The following is a 14,880-nucleotide window of genomic DNA, read 5'->3' as shown; positions in this document are numbered from 1 at the left end:
TTTCAAAAGTAAGAAAATATAATAGAACCGATGTTATCGTATTGAAGCTGTCTTTTTATTAAAAAATGATTAATTTTGCAGCTACAAAACAAAATAGATTTAAAATGAGTAGAGACGTCGTTATTGTATCAACTGCAAGAACTCCAATAGGAAGTTTTTTAGGAGCTTTATCAACAATTCCTGCACCAAAATTAGGTGCCATTGCCATAAAAGGGGCTTTAGATAAAATTAATTTAAAACCAGAAATGGTTGAAGAGGTTTTAATGGGTAATGTTGTTCAGGCTGGAACAGGTCAGGCACCTGCGCGTCAAGCGGCCATTTATGCTGGTATTCCAGATACAGTACCGTGTACTACAATAAACAAAGTTTGTGCTTCAGGAATGAAAACTGTGATGCAAGCAACGCAATCTATTGCGCTTGGTGATACTGATATTGTTGTTGCTGGAGGTATGGAGAATATGAGTTTAATACCTCATTATTACCATGCGCGTTCGGCTACAAAATTTGGTCCAGCCAAAATGGAAGATGGTATGCAAAAAGACGGTTTGGTTGATGTCTACGACCAAAACGCTATGGGAGTATGTGCTGATGCGTGTGCTGCAGAATATGATTTTTCTAGAGAAGACCAAGATGCTTTTGCTATTCAGTCTTATAATAGATCTGCTTCAGCTTGGGATGCAGGTAAATTTGATAATGAGGTAGTCCCTGTAGAAGTACCACAACGTCGCGGTGAACCAGTGATTGTGGCAAAAGATGAAGAATATACGAATGTGAAAATGGAAAAAATTCCAGCTTTACGTCCCGCTTTTACTAAAGAAGGAACCGTAACCGCAGCAAACGCTTCTACAATAAATGATGGAGCCGGAGCAATGGTGTTAATGAGCAAAGACAAAGCAAATGAATTAGGATTAAAACCATTAGCTACAATAAAAAGTTATGCAGATGCAGCCCACGAACCTAAATGGTTTACAACTGCGCCTGCTAAAGCATTACCAAAGGCTTTAGACAAAGCCGGAATAACACTCAACGATGTTGATTATTTTGAATTTAACGAGGCTTTTTCTGTAGTTGGTTTAGCCAATATGAAAATACTAGGACTTAACGATAGTAACGTTAATGTAAACGGAGGTGCCGTATCGTTAGGGCATCCGTTAGGGTGTTCTGGAGTTAGAATACTTATCACATTGTTAAGTGTTCTTGAACAAAACGATGCAAAAATTGGAGCCGCTGCTATTTGCAATGGTGGTGGTGGTGCTTCGGCAGTAGTAATTGAACGTAATTAATATAGCTTAATGCAATACGGAATTTGTAATCTGAGCATTGTTCCTCTTAGAATTGAACCCAGTGACCCAAGTGAGTTAGTTTCACAGGTACTTTATGGTGAAATTTTCAAGGTACTTGAACAACGTAAATCTTGGAGCAGAATTCGGCTTGCTTATGATAAATATGAAGGTTGGATTGATAATAAACAGTATCTCGAAATTAATGAAGATGCTTATAAAACAATCAAACAACAAAGTCATATTCTTTCTACCGATTTAATAGAATTTGTTCAGGATAAAAATCAGCAATTACATACCATTCCTTTAGGGTCTTCTTTAAATGGTCTAAACCTATTAGAACATTCTTTTGATGGCAACTCTATTGCTGAACAACAAGATAAATCGAACTTACTCAACACCGCATTCACCTACCTAAATGCACCATATCTTTGGGGTGGAAAAACACCTTTTGGTATTGACTGCTCTGGGTTTACCCAAATGGTTTATAAGATTAATGGTTATCAACTGCTTAGAGATGCTTCGCAGCAGGCAACTCAGGGTCAAGCCTTAAGTTTTATTGAAGAAAGTGAACCAGGAGATCTAGCTTTTTTTGATAACTCTGAAGGTCATATTACGCATGTAGGTATTATTATGAAAGATAATTATATTATTCATGCCCATGGAAAGGTTAGAATAGATCGATTAGATCATTCGGGTATTTACAATGTTGATAAACGTAGTCACACCCATAAATTAAGAGTCATTAAGAAAATTATATAATTAAAAAAAGCGACTAAAATTAGTCGCTTTTTTTAATTCTTAGTTAGATGAATCAATTAGTTTCCCGCTTCTAATTCTTCAACTCTAGCTCTCATCGCTTTAAACTTTTCTGTTTGTGCCGTTGCACTGTAAATATTCATAAGTGTTTGAGCAGCCTGGATATTTTTAGGCTTTAACTTAAGTGTCGTTTCTAAAAATGGAATTGCAGATTCGTATATTTTTTTACGTTCTTCTCTCAACTCGTCATATCGTTTGTTATCTGCCGAAGATGTTCCTAAAGAGTTCATCTCTTCTACGATAGATTTTTCACCACTTAAAATTAAAACAGCCATGTTATTATATGCATCTGTATAAGAAGGGTCTAAAGAAATGGCCTTCTCGTAATACTTCTTTGCAGCATCATTCTCTCCAGCTTCTGCAGCAATAACACCAAGGTTGTACTGCAATTCTGCATTGTTAGGATCTTGTACAGTTGCTTCTTGCATGAGTTCCTTAAATCGATCTCTATTTCCCATTTTTAATTGAACGTTCGCCTCAGAAATTAAAAGTCCTAAGTCATCTGGATTCAAAGCTCTTGCGTCTGCCATTGCTTTTAATGCTTTTTCATTATCACCATTTGAGACATGAATTAAGGCAATATTCTTAACAATTTCGGCAGATTTAGAAGGTGTTGCCTTATCTTTAGGTACGATATGAGTTCCAGCCTTTAAAGAAGCATCTCTTAACACTACATTATCAAATAATTCTTCCTCTCCAGTTTCTTTATTCATTGCATAATACTGAAATCCTTTTCCTTCAAAACCTAAATCTCTTAATTCTTCATAATACTTTAATGAAGTTACATAGTCTTGAGCAGTTACTGCTGTTGATGCTGCATAATACAAGTACAATGTATCGCTAGGAGACATCTTATAAGCCTTTTCAAAACTAGCAGAAGATTTCATATAATCTTTATTCTGAAGTAGTGTCTGAGCTTTCGTCAAAACAGAGTTTAGCATTTGTCCTTTAAGGACGTTGATATCCTCTGTATACTTTAATTTTCCAGCTTGAGCTTCAATTTCCTTTGCTTTATTAAAACTCTCGATCGCAGTATCCATATCATCATTAGATCCTACTCCTGCAGCGTAAAAAGCCTTTCCTTTTAAGAAATAAAACTTCGCTTTCATTTTCGCATCAGCGCTTCCAATTAAAGATTCGGCCGATTGAATAGCCGATTTAGCGTCGGCATAGTTACCAGATTTTATTGCTTTTTCAGCAGCTTTTATTTCATTCTTTTGAGCAAATGAAATCGTGCTAACTAAAAGTGCCAAAGCAACTACAATTTGTTTTCTCATTATTAAGTTATTTTTAGTGTTAATGTAATTTATTCTTCTTCGTTAGAATCAAGAGTTGTGCCACTATTGTTAACATCTTGAATATCAGAATCCTCTGTGTCATTTTCTTCCTCATCTTCCTTCATCACTTTAGCAACGGCCGCAATAGAATCGCTACCTTTTAGGTTAATCAATTTAACACCTTGTGTTGCTCTTCCCATAACTCGAAGATCTTTTACTTCCATTCTAATGGCAATACCAGATCTATTAATAATCATTAAATCATCTTCATCTGTCACTGATTTAATAGCTACTAAATGACCCGTTTTCTCAGTAACGGAAATTGTTTTAACTCCTTTTCCTCCACGGTTTGTAATTCTGTAAATTGCTTCACCATCTTCTGGATCGTCAATATAGCTTCGTTTTCCGTAGCCTTTTTCAGAAACCACCAAAACAGATTCTTCTTGCGGATTTTCAATGGCAATCATCCCGATAACTTCATCAGCATCATTAGCTAAACGAATTCCTCGCACACCAGAGGCATTTCTACCCATTGGTCTTGTTTTTTCTTCTTCAAAACGAATAGCCTTCCCTGATTTTAGAGCTAGCATTACTTGACTATTCCCTGTAGTCAATTTAGCTTCTAATAATTCATCATCCTCTTTGATAGTAATAGCATTTATACCATTAGTTCGAGGTCTAGAATATTGCTCTAAAGAGGTTTTCTTCACCTGACCCTTTTTAGTGGCCATGATTACATAGTGACTATTGATATAATCTTCATCTTTTAAATCTTGAGTACAGATGAAAGCCATAACTTTATCATCTTGTTCAATATTAATTAAGTTTTGAATGGCACGTCCTTTAGATGTTTTACTTCCTTCAGGAATTTCATAAACACGCATCCAGAAACATTTTCCTTTTTGTGTAAAGAATAACATGTACTGATGGTTCGTTCCTACGAATAAGTGCTCTAAGAAATCTTCATTACGCGTTGTTGACGCTTTTTGACCAACTCCTCCTCTATTTTGAGTTTTATATTCTGTAAGGGATGTTCTTTTAATGTATCCTGCATGAGAAATTGTAATAACTACTTGCTCATCTGGAATCATATCTTCAATACTCAAATCACCTCCTGCATATTCAATTTGAGAACGGCGTTCATCTCCATATTTGTCATTAATAACAAGAAGTTCGTCTTTAATAATATCATAACGACGATCTTTCTTATCAAGAATATCCTTAAGATCATCAATAGTCTTCATTAACTCATCATATTCAGAACGTAATTTGTCTTGCTCTAAACCTGTAAGTTGACGTAATCGCATTTCTACGATTGCCTTGGCTTGTATTTCAGAAAGTTTAAATCGTTCAATTAATTTTGCACGAGCTTCCTCTGCATTAGATGATGCACGAATTAGAGCAATAACTTCGTCAATATTATCTGAAGCAATAATTAAACCTTCTAATATATGCGCACGTTCTTCTGCTTTTCGTAATTCATACTTAGTACGTCTAACAACAACTTCATGTCTATGCTCTACAAAATGATGAATCATTTCTTTAAGATTCAATAATTGCGGACGACCATTTACCAAGGCAATATTATTGACACTAAATGAAGACTGCAATGCTGTATATTTATACAACATGTTTAGAACGATATTTGGAATAGCATCACGTTTTAAAACATAAACAATTCGCATTCCTTTTCTATCTGATTCATCTCTAATAAGAGAAATACCATCAATCTTTTTGTCATTAACTAAGTCGGCAGTTTTTTTAATCATATCTGCCTTATTCACCTGATAAGGAATCTCTGTAACAATAATACATTCTCTTCCTTGTACTTCTTCTATTCTAGCTTTACCGCGAATTACAATTCGTCCACGACCAGTTTTGAAGGCTTCTCGAACACCATCATAACCATAAATGGTTCCACCTGTTGGAAAATCTGGTGCTTTTACGTGTTGAATAAGCTCATCAATTTCAATGTCATTGTTATCAATATAAGCTACTGTCCCTTCTATAACTTCCGATAAATTATGTGGCGGCATATTGGTTGCCATTCCCACAGCAATACCTGAAGCACCATTTACTAAAAGTCCTGGAATTCTCGTTGGAAGTACTGTAGGTTCCTGAAGTGTATCATCAAAATTTAATTTATGATCTACCGTTTCTTTGTCAATATCTGCCAACATTTCTTCAGATATCTTTTTCATTCTGGCCTCAGTATAACGCATCGCTGCAGGACTGTCACCATCAATAGAACCAAAGTTACCTTGACCATCAACTAACATATAGCGTAAACTCCATTCCTGAGCCATACGAACCATAGCATCATAAACCGACGTATCTCCGTGAGGGTGATACTTTCCTAGTACCTCTCCAACAATTCTTGCCGATTTTTTATGAGCAGTATTTGATCTAACACCAAGTTCATGCATTCCATAAAGTACACGTCTATGTACAGGCTTTAAACCATCTCTAACATCTGGTAATGCACGTGACACAATGACCGACATTGAATAATCAATGTAGGCAGATTTCATTTCATCCTCAATGTTTATAGGGATCAATTTCTCTCCTTCTTCCATATATTATATAAATTAGATTTTTGTAGGTTTTCAAATCGTGCTAAGATAACGATTTTCATAGTGTTTGGGCGACTTATAAAGTCAAAATTTAGAACTATTTATTAACAAATTTAAGCTCGATTTTTAATAAGTATCTTGTTAAATACTTTGAATTTGTAAAGTTTTTTCACTCTATTAGTACTACTACTATATTTAAGGTATAGTTTTTGCCCTTTTATAGGTAGATTTTATTATTTTTAATGCAGAAAGAGATTACTATGGACGATAATTTTTCCCCAAGAGTTAAGGATGTAATTGCGTACAGCAAAGAAGAAGCTTTACGTTTAGGTCATGATTTTATAGGTACCGAGCATTTAATGCTGGGACTTCTTCGTGATGGTAATGGCAAAGCTATTGATATATTAAATGCGTTGGATATTGACCTCAATCATTTAAGAAGAAAGGTTGAAATTTTAAGCCCTGCCAATCCCAATATCACGACTGCTTCGAACGAAAAGAAGAACTTACATCTAACAAGACAAGCAGAACGCGCTCTGAAAACAACTTTTTTAGAAGCTAAATTATTTCAGAGTACATCTATTAATACCGCACATTTATTATTGTGCATTTTAAGAAATGAAAACGACCCTACCACAAAACTTTTGAATAAGTTAAAGGTAGATTATGATAATGTAAAAGAACAATTCAAATTTATGATTACAAATGATGATGATTATATAGATCTTCCAAAATCTGAGTCGTTCTCTGATGACGAGCCTAATGAAGACGAGGCTGCTAAAGAGAACCCTTTTGGACAATCTTCGGCTAAATCAACTAAAAAGTCTAAAACCCCAGTTTTGGATAACTTTGGAAGAGACCTTACAGTTCTAGCAGAAGAAGGTAAACTTGATCCCGTTGTAGGAAGAGAAAAGGAAATACAACGTGTCTCCCAAATTTTGAGTAGACGTAAAAAGAACAATCCTTTATTGATAGGAGAACCCGGTGTTGGTAAGTCGGCAATTGCTGAAGGTCTAGCCCTTAGAATAGTGAAAAGAAAAGTTTCAAGAATACTGTTTAATAAACGTGTTGTTACTTTAGATTTAGCAAGTTTAGTGGCTGGAACAAAATATCGAGGTCAATTTGAAGAACGCATGAAGGCTGTAATGAACGAATTAGAGAAGAATGATGACATTATTCTCTTTATAGATGAAATTCATACAATCGTTGGTGCAGGAGGTGCAACAGGTAGTTTGGACGCATCAAATATGTTTAAGCCTGCTTTAGCAAGAGGTGAAATCCAATGTATTGGAGCAACAACCTTAGACGAATACAGACAGTATATAGAAAAAGATGGAGCTCTAGAGCGTCGTTTCCAAAAGGTCATTGTAGAACCAACAACCGTAGAAGAAACAATTGAGATATTAAATAATATAAAAGGTAAATATGAAGAGCATCATAATGTTGATTATACGCCAGAAGCTATTGAGGCTTGCGTTAAATTAACCAATAGATATATGACCGAACGCTTTCTTCCAGACAAAGCGATAGATGCTTTAGATGAAGCCGGCTCACGTGTTCATATTACTAACATAAATGTTCCTGATCAAATTATAGAGCTAGAAAAAAAGTTAGAAGAAGTCAAGGAAACTAAGAACAAAGTTGTTAAAAAACAAAAATATGAAGAGGCAGCAAAACTTAGAGACGATGAAAAACGCCTTGAAAAAGACTTAGCAATTGCTCAAGAAAAATGGCAAGAAGAAACTAAACAACATAGAGAACTCGTTACAGAAGATAATGTTGCAGATGTTGTTTCAATGATGACAGGTATTCCGGTTAACAGAATCGCCCAAACAGAAAGTAACAAATTAGCTCAATTACCTGAACTTATAAAAGGGAAAGTTATTGGTCAAGACGAAGCCGTTGCAAAGGTTGTAAAAGCTATTCAGCGTAATCGTGCTGGACTTAAAGATCCAAATAAGCCAATTGGTTCATTTATATTTTTGGGACAAACCGGTGTTGGTAAAACACAGTTAGCTAAAGTATTGGCTCGAGAACTATTTGACAGTGAAGAAGCACTTGTTAGAATTGATATGAGCGAATACATGGAGAAATTTGCTATTTCAAGGTTAATTGGAGCTCCTCCAGGCTATGTAGGATATGAGGAAGGCGGACAGTTAACGGAAAAAGTAAGAAGAAAGCCGTATGCGGTAATCTTATTGGATGAAATTGAAAAAGCACATCCAGATGTGTTTAATATGCTTTTACAGGTTCTAGATGATGGCTACTTAACAGATAGTTTAGGTCGAAAAATCGATTTTAGAAATACAATCATTATAATGACGTCAAACATTGGTGCGAGGAAATTAAAAGATTTTGGTCAAGGTGTTGGTTTCGGTACTGCGGCTAAAACAGCTCAGGCTAATGACAATTCAAGGAGTATTATTGAAAATGCACTCAAAAAGGCATTTGCTCCCGAATTCCTAAATAGAATTGATGATGTCATGGTGTTTAATGCTCTAGACAGAGAAGACATTAATAAAATCATTGATATCGAATTGGCTCACCTCATTAAACGTATAAAAGATCTAGGATATAGACTAAAGTTAAGCAAGAAAGCAAAAGATTATATTGCTGAAAAAGGCTTTGACAAGGATTATGGTGCAAGGCCACTTAAAAGAGCGATACAAAAGTATATTGAAGACGCTTTAGCTGAGGAAATTATTAATTCTCAATTACATGAAGGCGATACAATTACTATGGATTTAGATACAAAGTCTGATGAATTAACTATTAAAATTGAGAAGTCTGAAAAACAACAAGAGTCATAATCTCAAGTAACTTTCTATAAAAAGCCTCTTTAAATAAAGAGGCTTTTTTTTGTTTCAAATTTTTAGAATGATTAACTTTAGAATATGACAGACAGAATTAAACTTGATTTTTGCGACGTTTATATTTACGATAACTATATGGTAGTTACGGTAAATACTGGCGTAAATATTACTGTCGAACATAATTCTGTATTGACAGACATTGCTGATAATTACTACAAAAACAAGGCATTTGTTTATATTACTCATAGAATAAATTCATATTCTGTAGATCCCGCAATTTATAAGGAAACCTCAAAGATTCCTAACCTTGTTGGCTTTTGTGTCGTTTCAAAAAACTTTATGGCAAAAAGCACTGCGCAAATTGAGAAGTTGTTTCTTAGTAAACCTTTTGAAATATTTGACACCTTACCCGAAGCCATTACTTGGGCTCAAACGCTAACAGTATAACCTGTATGGTTATTATTATTTTTCTTCTCAATAAACACCTGATATTTTATTCTTAAACTATACCTCTATTATGGAATTAGAAATATACTTTAAATGCAAAAGTATTAAACAAAAAAAGGCAGCTATAAAATAGCTGCCTTTAATATTTACCCTTAGGGAATTTCCCTAATTATTTATCAATTTACTTCTTACCTGAAGATACGATCTTCTTAGTAACTGATCCTTGACTTGTAGTTAACTTAACATAGAACATTTGGTTCGAGATTCTTGACAAGTCAAAAGTAGTCTTGTCTTTAGAACCTGTAACATATCTATCATTTGTTTCACTTAAGATTAATAAACCTTTAGTATCAAATAATTCGATAGTTACATTAGTATCAAACTCAAATGAGTATGAAATGTTCACTTCCTTATCAAATGGCACTGGATAAGCCTTAAAGTCTACAGTTACATCATGAGCAACTCTAGCCTCAGGATCTCTATTCGTTGGATAGAATTCAAATCCTTCTTCAGCTTCTCCGTTTCTAGATACATTTGAAGCAGATGTCCAAGTGTATTCTACAGAACACTCACCTTCGTTTCCACATTCATCTACTGCGTAGAATGTACGTGTAAATGAGTACTCAGTTGTAGATTCGTACTGACCACACTCAACAGTTAATGCTTTGTTGTGACCGTTAACACTTTCTACATACCAATCTGCAGAGTTACAAGATGGTAATCCATCAATCATTGGTCCATATCCAACTTCTTCACCATTCTGAACTATACTATAGTCTTGGAATAATCCATTGAAGAAGAATATTAACTCAAAGTTTCCGTATTGAGGTAATAGAACCCCGTTAAGATCAGTAACATATCCTTGATAATACGGAGCGTCGTTTACATTTCCTATTGGTGCATCTCCAAATGTTAAGATGTAACCTGCTTGGAATATAAATCTAAACTCAGTACTTACTTGAGTAACATCTCCTGGAGTCACAGTAGTTTCACTATCGGTGAACACTTGTGTCTGACCAGAAGTACCACAGTTATCAGTATAAGGTGCTTTGTCAGCAAATCCTGATGGAGTTTCAGTAACATAACCGAAATCTACATCTTCTGGACACTCAACTACTGGTGGCGTATTGTCACTGATCGTGATTGTTTGTGTATGAACAGTTTCATTTCCACAAGCATCAGTAGCAGTCCAAGTACGTACTATAGTAGCATCACATTGTCCTTCAAGATCAAAATTAGGATCTTCAACACAATCAGATAATGCGATATTGAAATCACCATTACTATTGAAACTGTTTCCGTTGTAATCTCCTTGAATCTTAATCCAAGTTGACACTCCTAATCCGTTACTTTGTAAACTAGCTTTCTCACCATATTGTAATCCATATCTTAAGTTCGTTGGGTTATGAGATAGAGATAACTCTACTCCAGCGTAATCGCCTTGTCCAACTAGCTTATTGTCTTTAGATTCATCCATTAGGTAATAAGTCCAAGTTTGTGCATCTGCTAATGTTGCTCCATTAGAAGTTCCTGCGTCTAGTTTAGCTTGACGGAAACCTGTTGGAGACGCTGCATTAGGAATAGATGTCCACTCTTCGTATGTGCTAGCATCTTTAAACCATGCAACAAATTCGAAAATTTGATTAGCATTGTTCACGTTAGCAACTGTTCCTGTCAATTTAGCAGTACCATTTGAGTATTGTACAAATGATGATGTACTAGTTGATGTCCAGTTTCTGTTAGATGCATCTAACCCACCGTTATTAGCAATCCATAATGTATGGTTACTAGCGTCATCAGCTTTACACTCTCTTCTAAAGTTACCTGGATCATAATCCACAGTAGCATCAGAACAGTCATCACTTGCAGTTAATACTGGTGCAGCAGGGATTTCCTCTCCACACTCGATAGCAATATCACCTGGCAACTCTTCATTGAATGTAGGTGCCGTTGTATCTTCTACAATAAATGTACAAGTAAATGGCTCAGATACGTTTTCACATGTATCTTCTACTTCAAAAGTAACAGTAAGTGTAGCGTAGCAATCTTTTCTTTCAGCATCTTTTCCGATTACTCTGAAAGTTAAATCACTTGTTGCTGCACAGTTATCTGTGAAACATGGCGCTAATGTACCGTTAAGTTCTTCAATTGAAATTCCTCCAACTGTCCAGTCTCTATCTGCAATACTAATTTCATCTCCAATTTGTAAAGAGATTTCAGCAGTTGCAGGACAACCTTCAATTGTCATCGTTTCATTATCACAAACTCCTGTAGGAGCTGGTGCTTCGTTATCAATAACAGTTACAGTTTTCTTAGCTGTTATTGTACGTCCACACTCATCAGTAAATGTATAATCTACCTCGAAAGATCCACAGCTACCTTCGAAAGGTTGCGGTACTCCTTGTACTGATCCAGAAATCTCACATGCTCCAGTTGCACCATTATTATAAGATAATGATCCGCCTTCGAATGAATCTACGTCTTCACATGAAATCTCCATGTCTTCTACTTCATCAAACTCAGCTATTGGCGCTGGTAATACTGTAATAGTCTTACTAGCAGTGATTGTTCTATCACATTCGTCAGTATACGTCCAGTTAGCAGTAAGTGTTCCACCACACTCATCGTATGATCCACTTAACTCACCTTCTACTGATCCTTCAATTCTACATGTACTTCTACCTCCATTAGTGTATCCTAATGATCCAGCTTCAAATGTTTCAGCTTCTTCACATGAAATTTCCATGTCTTCTACTTCATCAAATTCAGCTTCTTCTGCAGGTAATACAGTAATTACTTTCTTAGCAGTAATTTTTCTACCACAATCATCAGTAAATGTATAGTCAACATATATGAATCCTCCACATGTAGTGTAATCTCCAATTACTGTTCCATCTACTTCTCCTGAAATCTCACATGCTCCAGTCTCTCCGTTAGTGTATCCTAATGGAGTTGATTCAAAATCTAATGCTTCAGTACAAGAAATTTCCATTTCTCCTGGGTCATTAAATTCTGCAGCTGGTGCAGGTAATACTGTGATCGTCTTACTTGCAGTGATTGTTCTATTACAATCATCTGTGTAAGTCCAGTTCACTGTAAGTGTTCCACCACACTCATCGTATGATCCACTTAACTCTCCTTCTACTGATCCTGAAATCTCACATGCCCCAGTTCCTCCATTAGTGTATCCTAATGATCCTGCCTGAACAGATGCAGCTTCTTCACATGTAACTTCCATGTCTTCTACTTCATCAAATTCAGCCATTGGTGCTGGTAATACTGTGATTGTTTTCTTAGCTGTGATTGTTCTATCACAATCATCAGTATAAGTCCAATCAACTTCTAACTGTCCACCACACTCATCGTATGATCCACTTAATTCTCCTTGAACTTCTCCTGAAATCTCACATGCTCCAGTTCCGCCATTAGTGTATCCTAATGATCCTGGCTCGAATGAATTTGCTTCTTCACATGAAATCTCCATGTCTTCTACTTCATCAAACTCTGCCATTGGTGCTGGTAATACTGTGATTGTCTTACTTGCGTGGATTGTTCTTTGACAATCATCTATGTAAGTCCAGTTCACTGTAAGTGTTCCACCACACTCATCGTATGATCCACTTAACTCACCTTGAACTTCTCCTGAAATCTCACATGCTCCAGTTCCACCATTAGTGTATCCTAATGATCCTGCTTCGTATGAATTCGCTTCTTCACATGAAACTTCCATGTCTTCTACTTCATCAAATTCAGCCATTGGTGCTGGTAATACAGTAATAGTCTTACTAGCTTCGATTGTTCTCTGACAATCATCTGTGTAAGTCCAGTTCACTGTAAGTGTTCCACCACACTCATCGTATGATCCACTTAACTCTCCTTCTACTGATCCTGAAATCTCACATGCTCCAGTTCCGCCATTAGTGTATCCTAATGATCCTGCCTGTACAGATGCAGCTTCTTCACATGTAACTTCCATGTCTTCTACTTCATCAAATTCAGCCATTGGTGCTGGTAATACTGTGATCATTTTCTTAGCTGTGATTGTTCTGTCACAATCATCAGTGTAAGTCCAATCTACATAAAGCTCTCCACCACACTCATCGTATGATCCGCTTAACTCTCCTTGAACTTCTCCTGAAATCTCACATGCTCCAGTTCCTCCATTAGTGTATCCTAATGATCCTGCTTCGAATGAATTTGCTTCTTCACATGAAATCTCCATGTCTTCTACTTCATCAAACTCCGCCATTGGTGCTGGCTCAACTGTAATTGTTTTTCTTGCCGTGATTGTTCTATTACAATCATCAGTATAAGTCCAATCTACATATAAGGTTCCACCACACTCATCGTATGTTCCACTTAATTCACCATCAACTTCACCAGAAATTTCACATGCTCCAGTTCCACCATTAGTGTATCCTAATGGATTAACTTCATATTGGCTAGCTAACTCACAAGCTATAGAAATATCTTGTACATCGTTAAACTCTGCCATTGGCGCTGGTAATACTGTGATTGTTTTCTTAGCTGTGATTGTTCTATCACAATCATCAGTGTAAGTCCAATCTATATATAGTGTTCCACCACACTCATCGTATGATCCACTTAACTCTCCTTGAACTTCTCCTGAAATCTCACATGCTCCAGTTCCGCCATTAGTGTATCCTAATGATCCTGGCTCGAATGAATTTGCTTCTTCACATGAAATCTCCATGTCTTCTACTTCATCAAACTCTGCCATTGGTGCTGGTAATACAGTAATTGTCTTACTTGCTTCGATTGTTCTCTGACAATCATCTGTGTAAGTCCAGTTTACTGTAAGCGTTCCACCACACTCATCGTATGATCCACTTAACTCACCTTGAACTTCTCCTGAAATCTCACATGCTCCAGTTCCGCCATTAGTGTATCCTAATGATCCTGCTTCGTATGAATTCGCTTCTTCACATGAAATCTCCATGTCTTCTACTTCATCAAACTCTGCCATTGGCGCTGGTAATACTGTGATTGTTTTCTTAGCTGTGATTGTTCTGTCACAATCATCAGTGTAAGTCCAATCTATATAAAGTGTTCCACCACACTCATCGTATGATCCACTTAATTCTCCTTGAACTGATCCTGAAATCTCACATGCTCCAGTTCCACCATTAGTGTATCCTAATGATCCTGCTTCGAATGAATTTGCTTCTTCACATGAAATCTCCATGTCTTCCACTTCATCAAACTCAGCCATTGGTGCTGGTAATACAGTAATAGTCTTACTAGCTTCGATTGTTCTCTGACAATCATCTGTGTAAGTCCAGTTCACTGTAAGTGTTCCACCACACTCATCGTATGATCCACTTAACTCACCTTGAACTTCTCCTGAAATCTCACATGCTCCAGTTCCGCCATTAGTGTATCCTAATGATCCTGCTTCGTATGAATTCGCTTCTTCACATGAAATCTCCATGTCTTCCACTTCATCAAATTCAGCCATTGGCGCTGGTAATACTGTGATTGTTTTCTTAGCTGTGATTGTTCTGTCACAATCATCAGTGTAAGTCCAATCTACATATAAAGTTCCACCACACTCATCGTATGATCCACTTAACTCTCCTTGAACTGATCCTGAAATCTCACATGCTCCAGTTCCGCCATTAGTGTATCCTAATGATCCTGGCTCGAATGA

At 36.3% G+C, this 14,880-nt stretch carries 7 protein-coding genes; 4 read left to right on the top strand and 3 right to left on the bottom strand.

What is annotated here, in order from left to right; genetic code table 11:
* Nucleotides 1-104 precede the first annotated feature (104 nt).
* Entirely contained in the window at nucleotides 105-1,283 is a 1,179-nt protein-coding gene (locus Q0787_RS16755) for an acetyl-CoA C-acyltransferase (RefSeq protein WP_298904034.1), read from the top strand.
* A 9-nt stretch (nucleotides 1,284-1,292) separates the two neighbouring features.
* Nucleotides 1,293-2,042: a C40 family peptidase gene (locus tag Q0787_RS16750; RefSeq protein ID WP_298904032.1), complete on the top strand. Its 750-nt coding sequence runs from the start codon at nucleotides 1,293-1,295 to the stop codon at nucleotides 2,040-2,042.
* A gap of 56 nt (nucleotides 2,043-2,098) precedes the next feature.
* On the opposite strand, the gene Q0787_RS16745 is transcribed toward Q0787_RS16750, so the two are convergent.
* Complete coding sequence (locus tag Q0787_RS16745) at nucleotides 2,099-3,376, bottom strand: tetratricopeptide repeat protein (protein WP_298904030.1); 1,278 nt, start codon at nucleotides 3,374-3,376, stop codon at nucleotides 2,099-2,101.
* Between the two features lie 29 nt (nucleotides 3,377-3,405).
* Nucleotides 3,406-5,952, bottom strand: coding sequence for a DNA gyrase subunit A (gene gyrA / locus Q0787_RS16740; RefSeq protein ID WP_298904028.1), 2,547 nt, complete (start codon nucleotides 5,950-5,952; stop codon nucleotides 3,406-3,408).
* Between the two features lie 257 nt (nucleotides 5,953-6,209).
* Here gyrA and Q0787_RS16735 point away from each other — a divergent pair, with 257 nt between their 5' ends.
* Together Q0787_RS16735 and Q0787_RS16730 are read left to right on the top strand one after the other, a co-directional pair.
* On the top strand, nucleotides 6,210-8,759 hold the full coding sequence (locus Q0787_RS16735; protein ID WP_298904326.1) for an ATP-dependent Clp protease ATP-binding subunit: 2,550 nt from the start codon (nucleotides 6,210-6,212) through the stop codon (nucleotides 8,757-8,759).
* 84 nt (nucleotides 8,760-8,843) lie between these two features.
* Nucleotides 8,844-9,209 (top strand): hypothetical protein, encoded by a 366-nt coding sequence (locus Q0787_RS16730; RefSeq protein ID WP_298904026.1) that lies wholly within the window; start codon nucleotides 8,844-8,846, stop codon nucleotides 9,207-9,209.
* 181 nt (nucleotides 9,210-9,390) lie between these two features.
* Here Q0787_RS16730 and Q0787_RS16725 read toward each other — a convergent pair.
* On the bottom strand, nucleotides 9,391-14,880 hold a 5,490-nt coding region (locus Q0787_RS16725; RefSeq protein WP_298904024.1), incomplete at its 5' end, for a T9SS type A sorting domain-containing protein.

This window comes from uncultured Psychroserpens sp., assembly GCF_947492715.1.
Lineage (GTDB): Bacteria > Bacteroidota > Bacteroidia > Flavobacteriales > Flavobacteriaceae > Psychroserpens.
Note: the sequence above shows the minus strand (reverse complement) of the source record. Positions and strands in the feature narration are given on the sequence as shown.

Excerpts from the sequence above, each read along its gene's own strand:
- Q0787_RS16755 (WP_298904034.1), top strand. The coding sequence starts at position 105 with ATGAGTAGAGACGTCGTTATTGTATCAACTGCAAGAACTCCAATAGGA.
- Q0787_RS16750 (WP_298904032.1), top strand. The coding sequence starts at position 1,293 with ATGCAATACGGAATTTGTAATCTGAGCATTGTTCCTCTTAGAATTGAA.
- Q0787_RS16745 (WP_298904030.1), bottom strand. The coding sequence starts at position 3,376 with ATGAGAAAACAAATTGTAGTTGCTTTGGCACTTTTAGTTAGCACGATT.
- gyrA (WP_298904028.1), bottom strand. The coding sequence starts at position 5,952 with ATGGAAGAAGGAGAGAAATTGATCCCTATAAACATTGAGGATGAAATG.
- Q0787_RS16735 (WP_298904326.1), top strand. The coding sequence starts at position 6,210 with ATGGACGATAATTTTTCCCCAAGAGTTAAGGATGTAATTGCGTACAGC.
- Q0787_RS16730 (WP_298904026.1), top strand. The coding sequence starts at position 8,844 with ATGACAGACAGAATTAAACTTGATTTTTGCGACGTTTATATTTACGAT.